The following is a 21376-nucleotide window of genomic DNA, read 5'->3' as shown; positions in this document are numbered from 1 at the left end:
CTGTCGAGTGACACGCAAGGCACACTCTGCGCCTTCTCAAAAATCATTATCTGCGAGACCTCCCGATGACCCATGATGAATTGCTGACCCAGTTCGGCCCCCGCGAAGCCATGGAATACGACGTGGTCGTGGTCGGCGGCGGCCCCGCAGGCCTGGCCACCGCCATCCGCCTGAAACAGCTGGCCACCGAGAAGGGCAGCGAGATCAATGTGTGCGTGCTGGAAAAAGGCTCCGAGCCCGGCGCGCACATCTTGAGCGGTGCGGTGATGGACCCGATCGCGATCACCGAGCTCTTTCCGAACTGGAAAGAACTGGGCGCGCCGCTGAACCAGCCCGTGACCGGCGACGACTTGCTGGTGCTCACCGAGACCGGTGCCACGCGCACGCCCGACTGGCTGATGCCGCGCAACTTCCACAACGACGGCTGCTACGTGATCAGCCTGGGCGCGGTCACCAAGTGGCTGGGCGAGCAGGCCGAAGCGCTGGGCGTGGAAATCTTCCCCGGCTTCACCGCGGCCGAGGTGCTCTACAACGACGACGGATCGGTCAAGGGCGTGGCCACCGGCCACCTGGGACTGGGCAAAGACGGTGAGCCCACCGGCCACTTCCAGCTCGGCATGGAACTGCACGCCAAGTACACCGTGTTCGCCGAGGGCGCGCGGGGACACCTGGGCAAACAACTCATTGCCAAATACAAGCTCACCGAGGGCAAGGACGCGCAGACCTTCGCCATCGGCATCAAGGAACTCTGGGAAATCCCGGCCGACAAGGCCAAACCCGGTCTGGTGGTGCACACCGCCGGCTGGCCCATGGACGATGACACCTTCGGCGGCGGTTTCCTCTACCACCTCGAAGGCAACAAGGTCACGCTGGGTCTGGTGGTCGGCCTGGACTATCAAAACCCCTGGATGTCGCCGTTCGAAGAAATGCAGCGCTGGAAGACGCATCCCAGCATCCTGGCCCACATCGAAGGCGGCAAGCGCCTCGGCTATGGCGCGCGCGCATTGAACAACGGCACGCCGCAAGCCCTGCCCAAGCTGGTGTTCCCGGGCGGCGCCATGGTGGGCTGCAACGCCGGCTTTTTGAACGCCGCGCGCATCAAGGGCAGCCACGCGGCGATCAAGAGCGGCATGCTCTGCGCCGAGGCCGCCTTTGAAGCGGTGGCCGCCGGCCGTCAGGGCGACGAGCTCGCCGGCTTTCCCGAGCGCTTCGAGAAAAGCTGGCTGCATGAGGAGCTCTGGACCTACCGCAACTTCAAGAACTGGTTCAAAAAGAGCCCGCTGCTGGGCAAGCTCATGACCGGTGTGGAGCACTGGTTCCTGCCCAAGGTGGGCGTGAAGACGCCGCCCTGGACGCTGCACAACAGCACACCCGACCACTTGAAGCTGCGGCCGGCCGCGGAGATGCCGAAGATCAGCTACCCCAAGCCCGACGGCAAGATCACCTTCGACCGGCTCTCCAGCGTGTTCGTGTCCAACACCAACCACGAAGAAAACCAACCGGCCCACCTCACGCTCAAGAACGACAGCGTGCCGGTGCAGATCAACCTGGCGAAGTACGCCGGCCCCGAGAGCCGCTACTGCCCGGCCGGCGTCTACGAGTTCGTGAAGAACGACGACAACACCGACCGCCTGCAGATCAACGCGCAGAACTGCGTGCACTGCAAGACCTGCGACATCAAGGACCCGACGCAGAACATCGTGTGGGTCACACCCGAAGGTGGTGGTGGTCCCAACTACGCGGGCATGTGAGCGAAGTCACAGCCTTCGAACATTCATGCAAAAGGCCGCCCCCGGGCGGCCTTTTCACGTTTGCGATTCACCTCGTCGTCACATGGCGTGGCCACAGTGCGGGCTTGTGCCCTCACATCCCGCTACACCATGCTCAACAAGACCGACAAGGGCCGTGCTGAACTGCAGCCTGGCCAACGCACCCTGGGCCAGCGCGAGCGCGCCGTGCTGCTGGTGGCCGACGGCCGCAAGGCCACGGCATCGCTGCAGGCCCTCTTCGGCGGCCTGGGCGACGACATCGTGCGTGAGCTGCTTGCCAACGGTTACATCGTTGAGGAAGCACCACCCGCCCCGGTAGCCCCACCGCCGCCTGAACCCATCGCGCCCAGGGGTTCGGTCGATGCCTTTTCGGGGCCACGCTCCCTCGCCAGCGCGCGCATGTTCCTGTTCGACCTCAGCGAACGCATGTTCGCGCCGCGCGACAAGGCACTGGCCAAGCGATTTCGCGATGCTTTGCGCGAGGCACGCGATGCCGCGACCATGCTGGCGGTGAGCCGCGAGATGCTGGCCGCCATCGAGCAGATGGCTGGCGCCGGCCGGGCCGATGGCATCAGCGAGCGGCTGGCCAGACTGCTGCCCGAATCGACCTTGGAAAACGCCTGAGCCGCCTATCCCGGACTCTCTCGGATACACTCGGCCGGGTCAGGAGAGTGCCGCCCAAGAGGCGGCCGCCGAAGGCGCAGGAGGTCACCCACGTGGCCCTGAACGCTCAGGCAAAAGGACTGGCAAACACGGGCCGCAAGGCCCGTGTACCCCCCTGGAGAGAGGTCGCTCACCGAGGCGACCCACCGAAGGAGCAAACGCGGCATCGCCCGCGTGAATCTCTCAGGTAAAGCGGACAGTGGGGCAGCGCACGGATGAACCGTGTTTCGCCCCACCGGGGCCTGCCCCTTTTGCCTGCGAGTCCTCCGTGTCCGACACCGATCTCCTCAAGACGCCACTGCACGCACTGCACACCGAACTCGGCGCCCGCATGGTGCCGTTTGCCGGCTACAGCATGCCGGTGCAATACCCCGCCGGCCTCATGGCCGAACACCACCACACCCGCGCTGCAGCCGGCCTGTTCGACGTCTCGCACATGGGCCAGCTGCGCCTGGTCGGGGCGGATGCCGCGGCGGCCTTCGAGTCGCTCATGCCGGTGGACGTGATCGACCTGGGCGTGGGCAAACAGCGCTACGGCCTGCTGCTCAACGACGAGGGCGGCATCGTCGACGACCTGATGTTCGTCAACCGGGGCGCCGACATCTTCGTGATCGTCAACGGTGCATGCAAACACGGCGACCTGGCCCACATCGTTGAACGCATCGGCAGCCGCTGCACCATCGAGCCCCAGTTCGACCGCGGCCTGCTGGCGCTGCAAGGCCCCCAGGCTGTGACAGCGCTTCAACGCCTCGTGCCCGGCGTCGAAAAACTCGTTTTCATGACCGGTGGCGCCTACACGTGGCAAGGCGCCGATCTCTTCATCACCCGCAGCGGCTACACCGGCGAAGACGGCTTCGAAATCTCGGTGCCGGGCGATCAGGCTGAAGCCTTCGCCCGCGCCCTGCTGGCCGAGCCCGAGGTGAAACCGGTGGGCCTCGGTGCGCGCAACTCGCTGCGCCTGGAAGCCGGCCTGTGCCTCTATGGCCATGACATCGACACCACCACCACACCGGTGGAAGCCGCGCTCAACTGGGCGATGCAGAAGGTGCGCCGCACCGGCGGCGCGCGCGCGGGCGGCTTCCCGGGCGCGGCGCACGTGCTGGCCCAGCTTGACGGCAACGAGTCCCTGAGCCGCAAGCGCGTGGGCCTGATGGCGCTGGAGCGCATTCCAGTGCGCGACCACACCGAACTGCAAACCACCAGCGGCGAGACCATCGGCGAAGTCACCAGCGGCCTGCTCGGCCCCAGCGCCGACAAGCCCGTGGCCATGGGCTATGTGAGCCCCACGCATGCCGCGGTGGGCACGCGCGTGCAGGCCATGGTGCGTGGCAAGCCGGTGCCGATGGAAGTGAGCGCCATGCCTTTTGTTCCCAACCGCTATTTCCGCGGCTGACCTCTTTCTTTTTTCAGGAGATTGCACATGACCACCAAATACACCGAAGACCACGAATGGATCAGCGTTGACGGCGACGTCGCCACCGTCGGCATCACCGTGCACGCGCAGGATGCGCTGGGCGATGTGGTATTCGTCGACCTGCCCGAGGTTGGCAAGACCTTTGCGCAGAAAGACGTCGCCGGCGTCGTCGAATCGGTCAAGGCCGCAGCCGACGTGTACATGCCCGTCAGCGGCGAAGTGACCGAGGTCAACGAAGCCCTTCGCGCGGACCCCTCGCTGGCCAACAGCGACCCGCTCAAGACCGGCTGGTTCTTCAAGGTCAAGCTGTCCGACCCGGCACAGGTCGACGCCTTGCTGGACGAGACCGCCTACAACGCCTTCTCTTCGAACGCCTGAAATCACCGTTCGGGCTGAGCTTGCCCTTCGACAAGCTCAGGATGATCGGAATACCCACCACCACCGTTCGGGCTGAGCCTGTCGAAGCCCTCGCACATCGTTTCGTTCGCTGCCCTTCGACAGGCTCAGGGCGAACGGGAAACAGGTCACTCACCATGCTGATGCCGTCTGTCAAACCCCTGGATGAACTCGAGAACCCGTCCGAGTTCGTGGCCCGCCACATCGGCATCGGCGAAGCCGACGAAACGCTGATGCTCTCGGTCATTGGCGAGGCCTCGCGCCGTGCGCTGATCGACGGGATCGTGCCGCGCAGCATCGCGCGCAGCCAGGGCATGCAGCTGCCCCCTGCCGTCACCGAAGCCACCGCGCTGGCCGAGATGAAGGAAATCGCAGAGCAGAACCAGGTGCTCAAGAGCTTCATCGGGCAGGGCTACCACGGCACCCACACGCCCGGCGTGATCCTGCGCAACGTGCTGGAGAATCCCGCCTGGTACACCGCCTACACGCCGTACCAGGCCGAGATATCGCAGGGCCGCATGGAAGCGCTGATCAACTTCCAGACCATGGTGTGTGACCTCACCGGCCTGGCCGTGGCCAACGCCTCCATGCTCGACGAAGCCACGGCTGCCGCCGAAGCCATGACGCTGGCCCGGCGCAGCGTGAAGAGCAAGAGCAATCGGCTCGTGATTGCCGCCGACTGCCATCCGCAGGTCATCGAGGTGGTGCAGACCCGCGCAGCGCCCCTGGGTCTCGAAGTGGCGCAAGCGGGCTCGGCCAGCGAATGGGACTCGCTGCTGGACGGCGAGTATTTCGCCGTCATCGCGCCCTATCCGTCCACGAGTGGCCGCATTGACGACCTCAAGGCCGACGCGGACCGCATCCACGCCAAAGGCGCCGCGCTGATCGCCTGCGCCGACCTGCTCGCGCTCACGCTGCTGGTGCCGCCCGGTGAATGGGGCGCCGACATCGCGGTGGGCACCACGCAGCGTTTCGGCATGCCCATGGGCGCGGGGGGGCCACACGCCGCCTACATGGCCTGCCGCGACGAATTCAAGCGTTCCCTGCCGGGCCGCCTGGTGGGCGTGAGCGTGGACGCGCACGGCCACCCCACCTACCGCCTGGCGCTGCAAACCCGCGAGCAGCACATCCGCCGCGAGAAAGCCACCTCCAACATCTGCACGGCGCAGGTCTTGCCAGCGGTGGTGGCCAGCATGTACGCCGTCTACCACGGGCCTGCGGGTCTCAAGCGCATCGCACAGCGCGTGGCCGCCTACACCGCCATCCTTGCGCAGGGCCTGGAACAACTGGGCTGGAAAAGCACCAGCGAGACCGCCTTCGACACCCTCACGTTCAAGGCGGGCGACCGCGCCAGCACCTTGCTCAAGCGCGCGGTGGACGCCGGCATGAATCTGCGCCTCTCCTGGGTCGAATACGTCGGCATCACGCTGGACGAGACCACCACGCGCGAAGACATCGAGAAGCTGTGGGCGGTATTTTCGTTGCAAGGTCAGAGCCTGCCCGGCTTTGCCGAGTTCGAGAAAGGCATCGAGCCGCGCATTCCCACCGAGCTGCGCCGCACCAGCGCCTACCTCACGCATCCGGTGTTCCACAGCCACCACTCCGAGACCGGCATGCTGCGCTACATCCGCGCGCTGTCCGACAAGGATCTGGCGCTGGACCGCAGCATGATCCCGCTGGGCTCGTGCACCATGAAGCTCAACGCCACCAGCGAGATGATCCCCATCACCTGGCCAGGCTTTGCCAACGTTCACCCTTTCGCTCCGGCCAATCAGCTCCTGGGCTACAAGAAGCTTGATGAACAGCTGCGCGCCTGGCTGTGCCAGGCCACTGGCTACGCCGGCATCAGCCTGCAGCCCAACGCAGGCTCGCAGGGCGAATACGCCGGCCTGCTGGTGATCCAGGCGTATCACCGTTCGCGTGGCGAGAGCCACCGCAACATCTGCCTGATCCCCAGCAGCGCGCACGGCACGAACCCCGCGTCGGCGCAGATGGTGGGCATGCAAGTGGTCGTGACCAAGTGCGACGAGAACGGCAACGTCGACATGGCCGACCTGCAGGCCAAATGTGAACAGCACAGCGCCAACCTGGCCGCGGTGATGATCACCTACCCCAGCACACACGGCGTGTTCGAGACCACCGTCAAGGAACTCTGCGCCCTGGTGCACCGCCACGGCGGGCGTGTGTACGTGGACGGCGCCAACATGAACGCGCTGGTCGGCGTGGCCGCGCCGGGTGAGTTCGGCGGCGACGTGAGCCACCTCAACCTGCACAAGACCTTCTGCATCCCGCACGGCGGTGGTGGACCGGGCGTTGGCCCTGTGTGCGTGGTCGAAGACCTCGTGCCTTTCCTGCCGGGGCACGCCACGGGTGGCCTGCCGGTCAACGGCGTGGGCGCGATCTCGGCAGCACCCTTGGGCAATGCGGCCGTATTGCCGATCAGCTGGATGTACATCCGCATGATGGGTGCCGATGGTCTCAAGCACGCCACCGAAGCCGCCATCCTCGCGGCCAACTACATCAGCAAGCGCCTCGCGCCGCACTACCCCACGCTGTACGCGAGTGCCAACGGGCACGTGGCGCACGAGTGCATTCTGGACCTGCGCCACTTCAAGGACACCAGCGGCGTGATGGCCGAGGACGTCGCCAAGCGCCTGATGGACTATGGTTTCCACGCGCCCACGCTGTCGTTCCCGGTGGCCAACACGCTGATGGTCGAGCCCACCGAGAGCGAGACGCTGGAAGAGCTGGACCGCTTCATCGACGCGATGATCGCGATCCGCGAAGAAATCCGCCAGGTGGAAACCGGCACCTGGCCGCAGGACGACAACCCGCTGAAGAACGCGCCGCACACCGCGGCCAGCCTCATGACGGCCGACTGGCCACACCCCTATGCGCGCGAGGTGGGCGCGGCGAGCGCATCCACCCGGGCACACGCCAAGTACTGGCCGCCGGTGGGTCGCGTGGACAACGTCTACGGTGACCGCAACCTGTTCTGCAGCTGCGTGCCGCTGAGCGAACTGGCCTGAAGCCGCCTCACTTGCTCTGGCGCCACTCGCGGCGCCAGAGGCGGTTGAGTTCGGCCATCACCGGTCCCGGTGGGGAGCCCACCACGGTGTTGCGCCCGGCCATGTGCACGAAGCCATACACCCTGGCCTGTGGCGCGTCGTACAGCAGCACCGCGTTGTTGTCGCCGCAATCGTGCGGCTTGCAGAACGCTGCCAGCGTGAACTGCGCATCCCGTATCAACTCCGAAGGCGAGGTCGCGGTGCCGGACTTGACCGGCGCGCGGGCCGCCGCCTGCGCCTGCTGTTCCTGGCGCACCTGTGCCGCCGCCCGCTGGTTGGCTGCCGCATCGCAACGCCGGTAACGCGCCTTCGACAAGGCAGGACCCAGAGTGGCCAGCACCGCCTTGTCGCCATCCACTTCAAGGAACTGACCCCGCGCATCGGCCTGCACGACGAACAGCATCTCGTGGCGGCCCTGCACCTGCGCCAGCAAGGCCACCACGTAGCTTGGCGGCGGGGACTGCCCGAAGTACGAATGCGCCGCCTGCACCGACTGCGCGGTGAGCCGCCGGTCGCCCTGCTCCACGCTGATGGCGTTGCGCTCCACCCGCACGCGCGGCGACTGCGGCTGGCTGCAATCGATGGCGTACAGCCCGCCATAGAGCTTCAGGCTGTCGGCATCGAGCCCGCTTTGCGCCCCCGCGACCCCGCCGACCACCAGCAGCCCGGCCACCCCACACGCCCGCAGACCCTGTTTCCAGGTGTTCATGCTGCTCTCCTGCCCGTGCACAGACCGAAATGCTAGGGCGACCCACCCGCAGCGTCCACCCACAAAGGATGGCCGGTCATGCGCGTGACGCCTCTGCGCTGGTGCAGCCAAGCCGTAAGATCACCCCCCACCCTCACCGCACCGCCCATGACCGCCCCCGCCCTGCGTGTGCTGAGCCTCATCCCACCGATGACGCAGCTCAACACGCCCTACCCCTCCACCGCGTACATCACCGGCTTCCTGCGCTCGCGCGGGGTCGACGCGGTGCAGGCCGACCTGGCGCTGGCGCTGGTGCTCAAGCTGTTCTCGCCGGCCGGGCTGGAATCCGTGCGCAGCCACGCGCTGGCCCAAATCGAAGCACAACGCACGGCCAGCGTGCACGCCTTCCTCGACCAGTTCGCGCGCTACCGCGCCACCGTCGGCCTGGTGATCGCCTTCCTGCAGGGCCGCGACTCAACCCTGGCGCACCGCATCGCCGCGCGCGAGCTGCTGCCCGAAGGCCCGCGCTTCAACGCGCTGGAGGTGTATGTGGACGCCGCGCTCAGTGAAGAAGGCGGCGACCCGCTGGCCTGGGCCTTCGGCGCCTTGGGCGTGCAGGACAAGGCGCGCCACATCGCCACGCTCTACCTCAACGACCTCGCCGACGTGCTGCGCGACGCGGTGGACGAGCGCTTTGCGTTCGTGCGCTACGCCGAGTCGTTGGCCAGCAGCCAGCCCACCTTCGAGCCCATGGCCGCGGCGCTCGCCGCACCGTTCACGCTGGTCGACGAGATCCTGCACACCCTCACGCTGGCCACCCTGTCGCAGCACAAGCCCGACCTGGTGTTGCTCTCCGTGCCTTTCCCAGGCGCCTTGTACGCCGCGCTGCGCATCGCGCAGACCATCAAGGCGCAGAACCCGCACATCACCATTGCCCTGGGTGGCGGCTTCATCAACACCGAACTGCGCGAACTGGCCGAGCCCCGCCTGTTCGATTTCGTCGATTTCGTGACGCTCGATTCAGGCGAACGGCCCTTGCTGGCGCTGATGGACTTTCTGCAGCGCAAACGCTCCAAGCAGCGGCTGGTGCGCACCTTCGTGCGCGAAGAGGAGACGGTGCGCTACATCAACTTCGTCGAGCCCGAGGTGCCGTTCGAAGAGATCGGCACCCCCACCTGGGACGGGTTGCCGCTGGACCGGTACCTGAGCCTGCTGGACATGCTCAACCCCATGCACCGGCTCTGGAGCGACGGGCGCTGGAACAAGCTCACCGTGGCACACGGCTGCTACTGGAAAAAGTGCAGCTTCTGCGACGTGAGCCTCGACTACATCAGCCGCTACGAAACCGCGTCTGCCACCACGCTGGCCGACCGCATCGAGACCATCGTGAACGAGACCGGCCAGACCGGCTTCCATTTCGTGGACGAAGCGGCGCCACCCAAGGCACTGAAAGCACTGGCCGACGAGCTGATCAGCCGCCAGTTGCCGATCTCGTGGTGGGGCAACATCCGGTTCGAAAAAACCTTCACGCCCGAGCTCTGCCAGTTGCTCGCCGACAGCGGCTGCATCGCCATGAGCGGCGGGCTTGAAGTGGCCTCCGACCGGCTGCTCACCCTGATGAAAAAAGGCGTGACGATCGAGCAGGTGGCGCGCGTCACCAAGGGCTTTTCGGACGCCGGCATCCTGGTGCATGCCTACCTGATGTACGGCTTTCCCACCCAGACCGTGCAGGACACCGTGGACTCGCTGGAATACGTGCGCCAGCTGTTCGAAAACGGCTGCATCCAGAGCGGCTTCTTCCACCGGTTCTCGTGCACCGTGCACTCACCCGTGGGGCTGGACCCGGCCGCCTACGGCATCGAGCTTATCCCGCTGCCCCCTGTGACGTTCGCCAAGAACGACATCGGCTTCATCGACCCCAGCGGCGTGGACCACGACGCCCTGGGTGTGGGCCTGCGCAAGGCGATCTACAACTACATGCACGGCATCGGGCTGGATGAAGACGTGCGTGCCTGGTTCAGCCACCTGCCACACCCTGTGCCACGGACGCGGGTCAAGCGAAATTTCATAACCCGGGCGCTGGACCAACGCGAGCGCGTATGAGGGCAGAAGGACCGCATTCATAAGTTAAACCTATGAACTGCCGCCAAAAGCTGTCCACCGTGCGTCAAGACAGTCACTAGCATCAACGATGAATTTCCAACCAAGGAGTCCATCTTGAAGTTCCAACTCTCCATCGCCCTGCCCCTGCTCGCCATGTGGGCGAGCTTTTGTGCACAAGCGCAGACACCGCCCTCAACCTTGGACAAGGTGAAAGCCTCCGGCGCCATCACCGTCGCCTATCGCGAAGCGTCCATCCCCTTTTCCTATCTCGGGGCAGGCGGACAACCCGTGGGCTTCGGTTGGGAAATCTGTGGGCGGATCGTGGACGAAGTGAAGCGGGTCACCGGCCGCAGCGACCTCTCCATCAAGAGTCAGGCCGTGACCTCGCAGAACCGCATCCCGCTGATCCAGAACGGAACGATCGACATCGAGTGTGGGTCCACGACCAACAACGCAGATCGTGGCAAGCAGGTCAACTTTTCAACCAACTACTTCTACACCGGGACGCGCTTCCTCATCAAGTCGGGTGCGCCTCTCAAGACGCTGCAGGATCTCAAGGGCCGCAAGGTCGTCTCGACGACGGGAACCACCAACCTGCTGGTCATGCGCAAAGCCAGCAAGGAACACAACCTCGACATCGACCTGATCGCGGCAAAGGATCACGGTGAGTCGGCACTGCTGGTCGAGAGCGGCCGCGCCGATGCCTTCGCCATGGATGACATCCTTCTCTATGGCATCAAGGCCAGCGCCGCCAACCCATCGACATTCGAGGTCGTTGGTGACGCCCTGCAGATCGAACCCTACGCCATCATGCTTCGCAAGGACGATGCGGCGTTCAAGAAACTGGTCGACGGCGTGATCGCCACCCTGATTTCGAGCGGCGACTTCGAGAAGCTCTACACCAAGTGGTTTCTGTCGCCCATCCCACCCAAGGGCATCAACCTCAACGCCCCCATGAGCACGGAGCTTCGGGCCAACCTCAAAGCGCTCTCGGACAAGCCGGCGGAATGAAATCGCCCGGTCTGCTGGGGGTGCTGGGCGGCATGGGTCCGCTGGCCACGATCGACTTTCTCCACAAGCTTCTGGCGGCAACGTCAGCCACGATGGATCAGGACCATGTGCCCGTGGTCACCGCGTCGATACCGCAAGTTCCCGACCGCACCGCCGCCTTTCGCGGCGATGGTGTGTCGCCGCTGCCGGCCATGATCGAAAGCGGGCAGCGGCTGATCGACGCGGGCGCAAGTCTCATCGTTGTTCCCTGCAACACCGCACATCTCTGGTATGAGCCGCTCCGTGACGCGCTGGCCATCCCCATGATCCACATCGTGGATGCCGCCCTGGAGGATGCCATCGCGGTCGTGGGTCCTTGCGGTCACATAGGACTGCTGGCCACGGATGCGACGACCGCGTCAGGTCTCTACGTGAACCGGAAGTCGCCCCAGGGTCATGCCTTGCAGTGGCTGTTGCCCACCGCGAGCGAAATGATCGAGCTGGTCATGCCCGGCATCTCCGCTGTCAAATCCGGCGACACGAAGCGGGGTGGGGCCTTGCTGGCGCAGGCGGCAGCCTCATTGGGAAAACGAGGCGCCACCGCCGTGGTTCTGGGATGCACTGAAATCCCGATCGTGCTCAACAGCATGAATGCACCTCTGCCGGTCATCGACGCAACGCAATCCCTGGCCCGGCGCAGTGTGGCCTGGGCAAGGTCCCAACAGGCATTGAACGGCGCCGATGGCGCAGCACTTCAAGGTTGATCGATCGCCGCGCGAAAGGCTTCGATGAAATCGCCGACGAGTCGAGAGGATCGAAGCCCGTTGGGGAGCAGCGCCTTGATGTCCACGGCAACCTCCGGCAACACAGTTCGAACGTGCAACAAGGAACTGCGCGAAGCTCGCGCGGTGAACGAGTCCAGGATGGCGGGACCGAAACCTTCTTCGGCCAGGACCATGGCGATGTGATGGGTCTGCACTGTGATGTTGGCGCGAGGAGCAACGCCCAGACGGGACCACTGTTCCGCCAACATGGTCCCGATGGGGTCGCGCTCATCGATGCGGATGAAGGGCGTGCGAAGAACTTCCTCCAGGGCCACCGTGCTGCGCCTGTCCGCTCCGGGTGCGCCCACCTTGGATACGCACACCAGGCGGCCGGTGGCGATCGCCTCCTCTTGAACCGCCGGATGTGACCGACTGCCGTACACGACACCGACATCGGCCTCCTGCAGCGCGATCGACTGCGTGATCTCCCGCGAGTGCTGAACCCGGATGGACACGTTCACATCGGGATGCAGTTTGCGAAAGATGCGCAGCGCATCGGGGAGCGCACGAACCGCCAGCGACGGGACGATCAAGATCCGCAGTCCGGCCGCCTGATCGCTACCGAGTGCCAGCGACAGGCGCCGCACGGATTCAAGCTGCGCCATCAACTGCTGCACCTCGACGTACAGCGAGATCGCTTCTTTGGTTGGAACCAGTTTGCGCCGCTGTCTGGAGAAAAGCGCGTAGCCCAGTTGCAGCTCTGCGTGCGCAAGCGCCTGCGTGACGGCAGGCTGGGTCACATGCAGCAGCCGGGCGGCCCCACCGACGGTGCCGGCGAGCATGATGGCATTGAAGACTTCGATGTGTTTGAGTCGCATACGGAAGTGCCAGGCAGCTGGGGTGGCGGACTACACGATTCCCGGGCGGTCTGGAAAAAGTGCCGAAACGGCTGCAAGTTTGTCACGAACAGCCACGCTCCCGAATCCGCGCTGTCCTGGCTCCGGAGGCCTCCAGCGCCATCGCGCCGCCTGGCCACACCGGCAGGCGGGCGGCAGGACTCAACCTGCCGCAATCTGCCTCAAAGCCTGCTCGAACACCGCCGCAGGCTGCCCACCCGAGATCAGATGCCGGTCGTTGATGATCACCGCCGGCACCGAATGAATGCCCGCACTGGTGTAGAAGGCCTCGCGCTCGCGCACGGCCTGCGCAAACTCGTCGCTCGCCAGAATGGCCTGCGCCCGTGCCTCGTCCAACCCCACCTCGCGCACGCAGGCCAGCAGCACGCCGTGGTCGGCCATGGCTTCCGACCGTGTGTGGCAGGCCGCGAGAAACGCCTTCTTCAGCGCGTGTTGTTGGCCCGGCGCGCCATCGAGCTCGGCCCAGTGCAGCAGACGGTGAGCGTCAAAGGTGTTCCAGACGCGGCCGCGGCCTGCGGGATTGAAAGCAAAGCCCACCTCGGCGCCGCGCGCGCGGATGGTCTCGCGGATCTGCACCTGCTGTGCGGCGGTGGAGCCGTATTTCTGCGTCAGGTGCTCGCCGATGTCCTGGCCTTCTGCACCCATCTGCGGGTTGAGTTCGAACGGCTGAAAATGCAGCTCGGCCGACACCTCGCCCTTCAGCTTGCCCAGCGCTTCTTCGAGCGCGCCCAGCCCGACAGCGCACCAGGGGCAGGACACGTCGGACACAAAATCGATCTTGAAGGATGTGGTCATGGCCGCGATGGTAGGCCGTGCCCCTTGACCGCAAAAGCCGCAGGGGCTTGCGACACAATTGCCGCACCCCACTCCACTTTGCCTCACGTCCATGACCGACCGCTACGCCGTCCTCGGCAACCCCATTGGCCACAGCAAGTCGCCCCTGATCCACAGCCTGTTCGCCCAGGCCACCGGGCAGGACATCGGCTACACCGCCATCGAGACGCCGCTGGACGGCTTCAGCGACACCGTGCTGGGCTTTCGCGCCAGCGGCGGACGTGGGCTCAACGTGAGTCTGCCCTTCAAGCTGCAGGCGTTTGAAATCGCGACCGAGCCGAGCGAACGCGCCCGACTGGCCGGAGCGGCCAACTGCCTCAAGTTCGACGGGGAACGCATCCTGGCCGACAACTTCGACGGCGTTGGCCTGGTCAACGACCTGCAGCGCAACCTGGGCTGCCCGCTCGCCGGCAAACGCGTGCTGCTGCTGGGCGCGGGCGGTGCCACACGCGGCGCGCTGCTGCCTATCGCGGAACAAGCGCCAGCGCTGCTCGCGGTGGCCAACCGCACGGCCGACAAGGCGCACGAGCTGCGGCGCGATTTCGCCGACCACGCCACCGTGCAGACGGGTGGCTACGACGATCTGACCGGCCAGGCCTTCGACATCGTGATCAACGCAACCTCGGCCGGGCTCAGTGGCGAAACCCTCCCCTTGCCGCCCGGCCTGTTCGCACCCGGCGCCGTGGCCTACGACATGGTCTACGGCAAGGGCCTCACACCGTTTCTGAAACAGGCCCAGGCCGCCGGCGTGAGCACCGTGGCCGACGGCGTGGGCATGCTGATCGAGCAGGCCGCAGAGGCTTTTGCCTGGTGGCGCGGCGTGCGGCCCGAAACCCGCGCCGTGATTCAGCAGCTCACAGTGCCGCTGGCCTGAACGCCCGCACGGCTGCGCTGCACCCCCACCAGCACGAACAAGGCCAGCACCATGAGCGCCAGCGTGCCAGGAGTCGGCACGCCGTAGATCTCCAGCGAGGCCCGGGCAAACAGGCCGTGCACGAAGGCAGACGGGTGCAGCGTGTCGGAGAACAGCGAATTCGCGCAGTCGGCGCCGGCGCTGAAGAAGAAGGCGCCGCACGGCAGGGTGGTGTTGGTCACGCCGTAAGCGCCCGGATTCGCCAGCACGTTGACCGCGATACCCGCCATGTCGAGCAGCTCGACGTTGAGGCTGGGAAACAGCGACTCCAGGCCGAACAGTGTGGGCACCAGCGCATTGAATCGGGCCGAGGCGTCGGCAGACGCGGCCTGAAGTCCCAGCAGCGCGGCTTCGGGTGTGTTGCCCAGGTCGGGCAAGCTGGCGATCAGCACGTTTTGCGCACCGCTGGCGGCGAGGTAGCCGATGGTGGTGGCCAGGTCGGTGATGGCGGCGATCGCCGCAGCCTGGCGACCCAGGACATCGGCCGCCGTGTTCCCCTGAAAAGCAAGGCGGGCATCGCGCATGTCGTTGCCGCCGCCCACCACCACATACAAGGCGTTGGGATCGGCACTTCCGGGCACGGGCACCGGGCCGCTGCCCCAGATGCCCGCGACCTGCGCCAACACCCCGGGCGGGCTGCTGCCCGTGCCCGTGCGGGCACCGGCGTACGCGAAGTTGTTGCCGCCGGTGAGATAGGAGCTGGCCTGCCCAGCGAGGCCCAGGCCAAAGGCAAGGCCTTCCACCCACAGCGGCCCGTTCGAGTAACGACCGTCAGCGTAGGGTTGTGCCGTGCCCGGCGCGGCACCGCCCGTGGCCAGGCTCAGGTTCCCCGTGTCCGACAAGCTGTCGCCAAACACGAAGATGCCGGAAAACGGCCCGGCGTGCGCCGATACCGACACCGCGACCAGCGCGGGCAGCAGCAGAGCGCGCAGGGAGGAGCGAATGCGCTTGAAAGTCATGAAATGTCTCCTGATGTTTGTTGTGATGCGCCGTTCTGTTTGCGGAAACGATGGGCGCAACCGAAGCATCCCCGCGAGTCCCGGCCGCCGACACGGGGCAAACCCTCAGGCCCACGCAAGGCAGTCGCCGGCCGGACAGCCGCCACCCGCGGCCTATACTTCCGTCGCCCAACCCTCGGCCAGCACACCCAAACGCCATGAAGACCCTGCTCATCCTGAACGGCCCCAACCTCAACCTGCTCGGTACCCGCGAACCCGCGGTGTACGGCGCCACCACGCTGGCCGAGGTGGAAGCCGAGTGCGTTGACCACGGCAAGCGGCTGGGGTTTGCGGTGGAGTGTTTCCAGAGCAACCACGAGGGCGCTCTGATCGACCAGATCCAGGACGCGGGCCGGCGCTTCAAGGCTGGAGAACTGGCCGGCGTGGTGTTCAACGCTGGCGCCCTCACCCACACCTCGGTGGCCTTGTTCGACGCCATCGGTGGCGTCAAACCCCTGCCGGTGATCGAGGTGCACATCTCCAACGTGCACGCACGCGAGGCCTTCCGCCACCACTCGTACCTGTCGCCGGCCGCGGCAGGCATCGTGGTCGGCTTTGGCACCGACGGCTACCGCCTGGCCATCGAAGGCCTGGCTCGCAAAGCCGGCGCCGCCTGATCGTGCGGTGAAAACCCGCCATTTCGCCCAGCTCGTGGGCCTGTCAGCCCTCTGGGGCGCGTCCTTCCTGTTCATCCGCATCGCCAGTCCCGTGACGGGGCCGATGGTGCTGGCGGGTTGCCGTGTGGCGCTGGCCGGTCTCACCCTGGGCTTCATCATGCGGGGCCTGAAACAGCGCTGGCCGTGGGAGCACTGGCGCGAGCTGTTGCTGCTGGGCGCGCTGTCGGTGGCCGTGCCCTTCCTGCTCTACGCCTGGGCCGCGCTGCGCCTGCCGGCCGGCTACAGCGCCCTGCTCAACACCACGGCGGTGTTGTTCGGCACGCTGGCGTCCAGCTGGTTCAAGGAAGACACCCTCACCGCGCGCAAGCTGCTGGGCTGCCTGTGCGGTTTCATCGGCGTGGGTCTGATCGTGCGGCTGGGCCCGGTGCATCCCGACGCCGGGACCATCGCCGCTGCCCTGGCCTGCATCCTGGCGGCCGCCTGCTACGGCTGCTCCACCCCGCTCATGAAACGCGCCACCACCCGCATGCAGCCGCTGGCGATCGCAGCGGGCATCCACCTCGCCGCCATGGTGCTGGTGTTCCCCGGCGCTGTGTGGGCCTGGCCGCAAGCCCAGTTCACACCGGCGGCAACGGGTGCGCTGGTCGTCATGGGCGTGGTCACCTCGGGCCTGGCCTACTGGGCGCACTTGCGCATCATTCGACACGTGACCCCGGTAGCGGCCATGAGCCCGGCCTTCCTGATTCCCGTGTTCGGTGTGACCTGGGGCCACCTGTTCCTCGGTGAGACCTTGTCGTCCGGCATCTTTGCCGGCGGGGCGCTGGTGCTGCTGGCCACCGCGCTGGTGACGGGCTTCAACCCGCTGCAGCGCTGGTCCGCTGAAACGCCCAAACCCTGAGCGCGCAGGCGCAGGCGGCCACGGCGCAGGCCGATGACAGCCAGAACACGCTGGCCAGCCCCAGCGCCGAACTGAGGAACCCGCCGGCCACACCGCCCACCACGCCCGGCAGGCCGTAGCCCACCACGGTGTACAGCGCCTGGCCGCGCCCACGCAGGCGGCCGGGAAAGTGGTGCGACAGCAGCGCGATGCACACCGTGTGGTGCGCGGCGAAGGTGATGGCGTGCAGTGCCTGGGCCACCAGCAGCAGCGGCCACACCAGCGGGAAACCGGCGGTGAGACCCATGCGCAAGGCCATGAGCGCCGCGGCCAGCACCAGCCAGGCCGAGAGCGACAGGCGCGGCAGCCAACGGCCCTGGGTGAAGAACCAGCCGATCTCGATCACCACCGACAGCGCCCACAGCAGACCGATCACCGTCTTGCTGTAGCCCAGCGAGTCGAGGTAGAGCGAGAAGAAGATGTAGATGAAGATGTGCGCGAGCACATGAAAGAACACCGCCGCGAAGAACCAGCGCACCGGCGGCTGGCGCAACACCGGCCACACGCTGGGCTGCACCTCGTCGGCGTGGGCCGGTTCGCGAAAGTCGGGCAGCAGCCACACGCTGATCGTCACGGCGGCCAGCGTGGCCAGTGTCCAGGCGGGAAAGTGCACCAGACCGAACCGCTCGAACCAGAACCCCGCCGTCACCACCGTCACCAGAAACCCCAGCGAGCCCCACAGGCGGATGCGGCCGTAGCGCCGGGCGTCGAACGCACCGCCGTGGCTCACCAGATGCGCCAGCGCGGCCTCGCTCATGGGCATCATCCCGCTGGTGTGGGTGAACATCAGCAGCAGCACCACAAAGAGCCCCACGCCGCCCAGTTCGAACCACAGGCCGAGCGAGAGCAGCAGGGCCACGGTGGCGCCATAGCGAAGCAGCCGCACCCGCTCGCCGGTGCGATCACTCAGCGACCCCCAAAGGTAGGGCGCAAACAGGCGCGATGCCGACTGCACCGACGTCAGCACGCTGATGGCCAGCAGGCTGAACCCGAGCTCCTTGAGCCAGAGCGGGAGGTAGGGATTGAAGAAGCCGATGTGCGCGAAGTAGCTCGCGCTGAGCATGGCAAACGGAAACAACTGTCTTTTCTGGCTCACAGGAATCTCCGTTCGCCCTGAACCCGTCGAAGGGCTCGCGAGGGCTTCGACAGGCTCAGCCCGAACGGGTCGATGGTTAGCCGCGCGCTTTGGCAGCGATATCGGGTGTGGGCAGTTGCACGTCGCCGCACTGCGCGCGGTGGCGCAGCGCGTGGTCCATCACCACCAGCGCCAGCAGCGCTTCAGCAATCGGCGTGGCGCGGATGCCCACGCAGGGGTCGTGACGGCCTTTGGTGATGATCTCGGTGGGCGCGCCTGCCACATCGATGGTCTCGCGCGGGATCAGGATGGAGCTGGTGGGCTTGATCGCGATCGAGACCTCCAGGTCTTGCCCGGTGCTGATGCCACCCAGCACACCGCCAGCCTTGTTGGCCGCGAAGCCCTCGGGCGTGAGGCTGTCGCCGTGCGTGCTGCCCTTGTCGGACACGCTGGCAAACCCGGCGCCGATCTCCACGCCCTTGACGGCATTGAGGCCGAGCATGGCGTAGGCGATGTCGGCATCGAGCCGGTCGTACAGCGGCTGGCCCAGGCCCACGGGCATGCCCTGCGCGGTGACGCGGATGCGCGCGCCACACGAATCGCCGCTCTTGCGCAGCGCGTTCATGTAGTCCTCCAGCGCCGACACGTCGGCCACGGGCGCGAAGAACGGGTTGTTGGGCACATGCTCCCAGCTCTCGAACGGCACGACCACATCGCCGATCTGCGTCATGCAGCCCACGAACGTGGTGCCGAACTTCTCTTTCAGCCACTTGCGCGCCACGGCACCGGCGGCCACGGTGGGCGCGGTCAGGCGGGCCGAGCTGCGCCCACCGCCGCGCGGATCGCGGATGCCGTATTTCTGCCAGTAGGTGTAGTCGGCGTGGCCGGGGCGGAAGGTCTGCAGGATGTTGCCGTAGTCCTTGCTGCGCTGGTCGGTGTTGCGGATCAGCAGGGCGATGGGTGTGCCGGTGGTCTTGCCCTCGTACACGCCGCTCAGGATCTCCACCGCATCGGGCTCGTTGCGCTGCGTGACGAACTTGCTGGTGCCCGGGCGGCGGCGGTCCAGGTCGGTCTGGATGTCGGCCTCGCTGAGTTCCATGCCCGGCGGACAGCCGTCGATCACGCAGCCAATGGCCGGGCCGTGGGATTCACCAAAGTTGGTGACGCAAAACAGGGTGCCGAAGGTGTTGCCGCTCATGCGCTGGATTATCCCTGAGGCTCGCTGGTGCACCGATGGGCCAGTCTGGTGCGTGGTCTGCCCGACATGCCGTGCCTGAGAGCCGTCGGGCGACAGGAACACTTCGTGCTTCGCGCTGCAGTGCAGCAAATCGTTGCTGTCCAGCCCCAGAAAGGAGCGTTCCATGCTCGACCGCACCAGCACCCTGTTCTCGCACGTCAAAGGCACCGACAACCCCTACGCCACCGGCGGTCTGAGGGATTTTTTCCTTTACCGCGACCTCGGCATTGCCGCCGCCACCCACGGCCAGGTGATTGCGCATCTGGTCAAGGCCAACCTGCCGCCCGAGGAGGGCACGGGCTGGCACCGCCACGAGGCGGACTTCCAGATCGTGATCATGATCAAGGGCTGGGCAAAGTTCATGTACGAGGATCAGGTGACCTTGGTGGAAGCCGGCGACTGCGTGCACCAGCGCCCGGGCATCCGCCACTACCTGTTCGACTATTCGCCGGACATGGAGTACCTGGAGATCGTGTCGCCGGCGGACTTCAAGACCATTGATGTTGAGCCGGTGTGTGAGATTCCCAAACCTGCGCCTTGGGTTTAGGTGGTTGGGGGATTTCTGGCTTGCCTGGTTTGTGTGGCCCGGGAGGATGGGTGCGCGGCTCCGCGAATGTCCCCCGGTGGCCTGCGGCCCCCTCCTCCTTGAAGCCGGCACGGAGGACATTCGCGGAGCAGAGCGCCCAGGTGCCCGATCCCGCGAGGTAGACGCCAGAAACGCAGCGAACGAAGAACCCGTCAGAACTCAGCATCCAACTCATCAATGTCATCAGGCTCAGCCTCCGCAGCGGCCACCCATTCCTTCATCGCCGGCAGCGCCATGATGGTGTCGCAATACGCCACACACGCCTCGTCGATCGCCACCCCGTAGGTGATGAAACGCGTCACCACCGGTGCAAACATCGCGTCCGCCATGCAGGGCTTGGCCCCAAACAGGTATGGGCCACCATAGGTTTCCAGGCACTCGATCCAGATCGCCTCGATGCGGTCGATGTCCGTCTGCGCGCGTGACCAGAGCTTGAAGTTCGGAAAATGCGCCTTGATGTTCATCGGCAGCGACGAACGCATGGAACTGAAGCCCGAATGCATCTCGCCACAGATCGCCCGGCAGTGCGCACGTGCTGCGCGGTCGGCCGGCAACAGACCCGCCTTGGGTTTGATTTCGTTGATGTATTCGCCAATGGCCAGCGTGTCCCACACGTGAATGCCTTGGTGCTCCAGCGCCGGCACCCGCATCGAGGCCGAGAGCAGCAACATCTCGGCCTTCATGGCCGGGTCGTCGGGCGAGATGACCTTCTCGGAAAACTCCAGCTTGGCCAGCCGGGCCATCAGCCAGCCGCGCAGGGCCCAGGCTCCGTAGTTCTTGCTGCTGATCGTGAGTACCGTGGCGGTCATGGACATGCTCCTGGTTGACCCTGCTCTGAGCAAGGGCTGTGCCACAAAAGTGCCCAGCCACGCACCGGGGCGGTGCAGACCCGGCTGGCGCGTTACTTGCCTGCACAGCAACACGTTGTTTCAGGACCCCACCATGCTGTACCAGGCCTACCAGACCCAGTCCGACCTGCTCTCGCCGTTGCGACTCATGGCCCAGCACCTGAGCGCATCGCTGTGGCTGCAAGACACCGAACGCAGCGTGCTGCGCAAAGTGGCCTCGGCTTGCGACGTGATCTCGCGCCTGCGTCTCACGCACTCGCGCCCGCCCTACAACATTGGCCAGGTGATGGTGGGTGACCAGGAAGTGCCCGTGACCGAAGAAGTTGTGCTCACCCTGCCCTTCGGCACGTTGCTGCATTTTCGCAAGGCGGGCGTGGAGCCGCAGCCGCCGGTGCTGCTGGTGGCACCGCTCTCGGGCCACTTCGCCACCCTGCTGCGCGAAACCGCCCGCACCTTGCTGCAGGACCACGATGTCTACATCACCGACTGGCACAACGCACGCGACGTCTCGCTGCTGCACGGCGGCTTTTCGCTCGACGACTACATCAGCTACATGATC

General features: G+C 66.0%; 19 protein-coding genes, 1 pseudogene and 2 riboswitches. Of the genes and pseudogenes, 13 read left to right on the top strand and 7 right to left on the bottom strand.

The window, feature by feature from the left end:
* Positions 1–65 precede the first annotated feature (65 nt).
* From IV113_RS12785 to gcvP, 5 genes are all read left to right on the top strand, one after another.
* Positions 66–1751, top strand: a complete 1686-nt coding sequence (locus tag IV113_RS12785) for an electron transfer flavoprotein-ubiquinone oxidoreductase (protein ID WP_291085443.1) — start codon at positions 66–68, stop codon at positions 1749–1751.
* Between the two features lie 129 nt (positions 1752–1880).
* A complete protein-coding gene (locus IV113_RS12780; RefSeq protein WP_291085440.1) occupies positions 1881–2393 on the top strand; it encodes a hypothetical protein in 513 nt (170 codons plus the stop codon).
* A 30-nt stretch (positions 2394–2423) separates the two neighbouring features.
* Positions 2424–2525: riboswitch (glycine riboswitch) on the top strand.
* A gap of 12 nt (positions 2526–2537) precedes the next feature.
* Positions 2538–2642: riboswitch (glycine riboswitch) on the top strand.
* A 121-nt stretch (positions 2643–2763) separates the two neighbouring features.
* The gene (gcvT, locus tag IV113_RS12775; protein ID WP_291085704.1) at positions 2764–3825 is read left to right on the top strand and encodes a glycine cleavage system aminomethyltransferase GcvT; all 1062 of its coding nucleotides are present in this window, start codon (positions 2764–2766) and stop codon (positions 3823–3825) included.
* 27 nt (positions 3826–3852) lie between these two features.
* Positions 3853–4224: a glycine cleavage system protein GcvH gene (gcvH, locus tag IV113_RS12770; protein ID WP_291085437.1), complete on the top strand. Its 372-nt coding sequence runs from the start codon at positions 3853–3855 to the stop codon at positions 4222–4224.
* A gap of 155 nt (positions 4225–4379) precedes the next feature.
* The gene (gcvP, locus tag IV113_RS12765) at positions 4380–7271 is read left to right on the top strand and encodes an aminomethyl-transferring glycine dehydrogenase (RefSeq protein WP_291085434.1); all 2892 of its coding nucleotides are present in this window, start codon (positions 4380–4382) and stop codon (positions 7269–7271) included.
* Positions 7272–7278: 7 nt separating this feature from the next.
* Here gcvP and IV113_RS12760 read toward each other — a convergent pair whose 3' ends face one another.
* Positions 7279–8019: an Ivy family c-type lysozyme inhibitor gene (locus tag IV113_RS12760; protein WP_291085431.1), complete on the bottom strand. Its 741-nt coding sequence runs from the start codon at positions 8017–8019 to the stop codon at positions 7279–7281.
* Positions 8020–8166: 147 nt separating this feature from the next.
* On the opposite strand from IV113_RS12760, the gene IV113_RS12755 reads away from it, so the two are divergent.
* The 3 genes from IV113_RS12755 to IV113_RS12745 all read left to right on the top strand — a co-directional run bounded on the left by IV113_RS12755 (position 8167) and on the right by IV113_RS12745 (position 11855).
* Positions 8167–10101 (top strand): B12-binding domain-containing radical SAM protein, encoded by a 1935-nt coding sequence (locus IV113_RS12755; protein ID WP_291085428.1) that lies wholly within the window; start codon positions 8167–8169, stop codon positions 10099–10101.
* 153 nt (positions 10102–10254) lie between these two features.
* Positions 10255–11112, top strand: a complete 858-nt coding sequence (locus tag IV113_RS12750) for an amino acid ABC transporter substrate-binding protein (RefSeq protein ID WP_291085701.1) — start codon at positions 10255–10257, stop codon at positions 11110–11112.
* Complete coding sequence (locus tag IV113_RS12745; protein WP_291085425.1) at positions 11109–11855, top strand: amino acid racemase; 747 nt, start codon at positions 11109–11111, stop codon at positions 11853–11855. Before IV113_RS12750 ends, IV113_RS12745 begins: the two co-directional genes overlap by 4 nt.
* Here the strand turns inward: IV113_RS12745 and IV113_RS12740 are convergent.
* Together IV113_RS12740 and IV113_RS12735 are read right to left on the bottom strand one after the other, a co-directional pair.
* Complete coding sequence (locus IV113_RS12740) at positions 11846–12733, bottom strand: LysR substrate-binding domain-containing protein (protein WP_291085423.1); 888 nt, start codon at positions 12731–12733, stop codon at positions 11846–11848. The genes IV113_RS12745 and IV113_RS12740 overlap by 10 nt on opposite strands.
* A gap of 180 nt (positions 12734–12913) precedes the next feature.
* A complete protein-coding gene (locus tag IV113_RS12735) occupies positions 12914–13567 on the bottom strand; it encodes a DsbA family oxidoreductase (protein WP_291085420.1) in 654 nt (217 codons plus the stop codon).
* Positions 13568–13658: 91 nt separating this feature from the next.
* Here IV113_RS12735 and aroE point away from each other — a divergent pair, with 91 nt between their 5' ends.
* Positions 13659–14480, top strand: coding sequence for a shikimate dehydrogenase (aroE, locus tag IV113_RS12730; RefSeq protein ID WP_291085418.1), 822 nt, complete (start codon positions 13659–13661; stop codon positions 14478–14480).
* On the opposite strand, the gene IV113_RS12725 is transcribed toward aroE, so the two are convergent.
* A complete protein-coding gene (locus tag IV113_RS12725; protein WP_291085416.1) occupies positions 14453–15478 on the bottom strand; it encodes an SGNH/GDSL hydrolase family protein in 1026 nt (341 codons plus the stop codon). The two genes, aroE and IV113_RS12725, sit on opposite strands and share 28 nt — an antisense overlap.
* A gap of 197 nt (positions 15479–15675) precedes the next feature.
* Between IV113_RS12725 and aroQ the strand changes: the two genes are divergently transcribed.
* Entirely contained in the window at positions 15676–16134 is a 459-nt protein-coding gene (aroQ, locus tag IV113_RS12720; RefSeq protein WP_291085413.1) for a type II 3-dehydroquinate dehydratase, read from the top strand.
* A gap of 7 nt (positions 16135–16141) precedes the next feature.
* Positions 16142–17032 carry a DMT family transporter gene (locus IV113_RS12715; RefSeq protein WP_291085410.1) on the top strand — a complete coding sequence of 297 codons (891 nt, stop codon included), beginning with the start codon at positions 16142–16144 and terminating at the stop codon, positions 17030–17032.
* Here IV113_RS12715 and IV113_RS12710 read toward each other — a convergent pair.
* Together IV113_RS12710 and aroC are read right to left on the bottom strand one after the other, a co-directional pair.
* A complete protein-coding gene (locus IV113_RS12710; protein ID WP_291085407.1) occupies positions 16989–18167 on the bottom strand; it encodes an MFS transporter in 1179 nt (392 codons plus the stop codon). The two genes, IV113_RS12715 and IV113_RS12710, sit on opposite strands and share 44 nt — an antisense overlap.
* Before the next feature lie 76 nt (positions 18168–18243).
* The gene (gene aroC / locus IV113_RS12705; protein WP_291085698.1) at positions 18244–19344 is read right to left on the bottom strand and encodes a chorismate synthase; all 1101 of its coding nucleotides are present in this window, start codon (positions 19342–19344) and stop codon (positions 18244–18246) included.
* Between the two features lie 163 nt (positions 19345–19507).
* Between aroC and IV113_RS12700 the strand changes: the two genes are divergently transcribed.
* Positions 19508–19930 carry a cupin domain-containing protein gene (locus IV113_RS12700; protein WP_291085403.1) on the top strand — a complete coding sequence of 141 codons (423 nt, stop codon included), beginning with the start codon at positions 19508–19510 and terminating at the stop codon, positions 19928–19930.
* Between the two features lie 191 nt (positions 19931–20121).
* Here IV113_RS12700 and IV113_RS12695 read toward each other — a convergent pair whose 3' ends face one another.
* Positions 20122–20778: a glutathione S-transferase gene (locus IV113_RS12695; RefSeq protein WP_291085400.1), complete on the bottom strand. Its 657-nt coding sequence runs from the start codon at positions 20776–20778 to the stop codon at positions 20122–20124.
* Positions 20779–20911: 133 nt separating this feature from the next.
* Between IV113_RS12695 and IV113_RS12690 the strand changes: the two are divergent.
* A pseudogene (locus IV113_RS12690) lies at positions 20912–21376 on the top strand (polyhydroxyalkanoate depolymerase); the annotation flags it as partial.

Source organism: Hydrogenophaga sp., from assembly GCF_018780385.1.
In the GTDB taxonomy this organism is placed as follows: domain Bacteria; phylum Pseudomonadota; class Gammaproteobacteria; order Burkholderiales; family Burkholderiaceae_C; genus Hydrogenophaga.
This window is presented reverse-complemented; position numbering and strand designations above follow the sequence as displayed.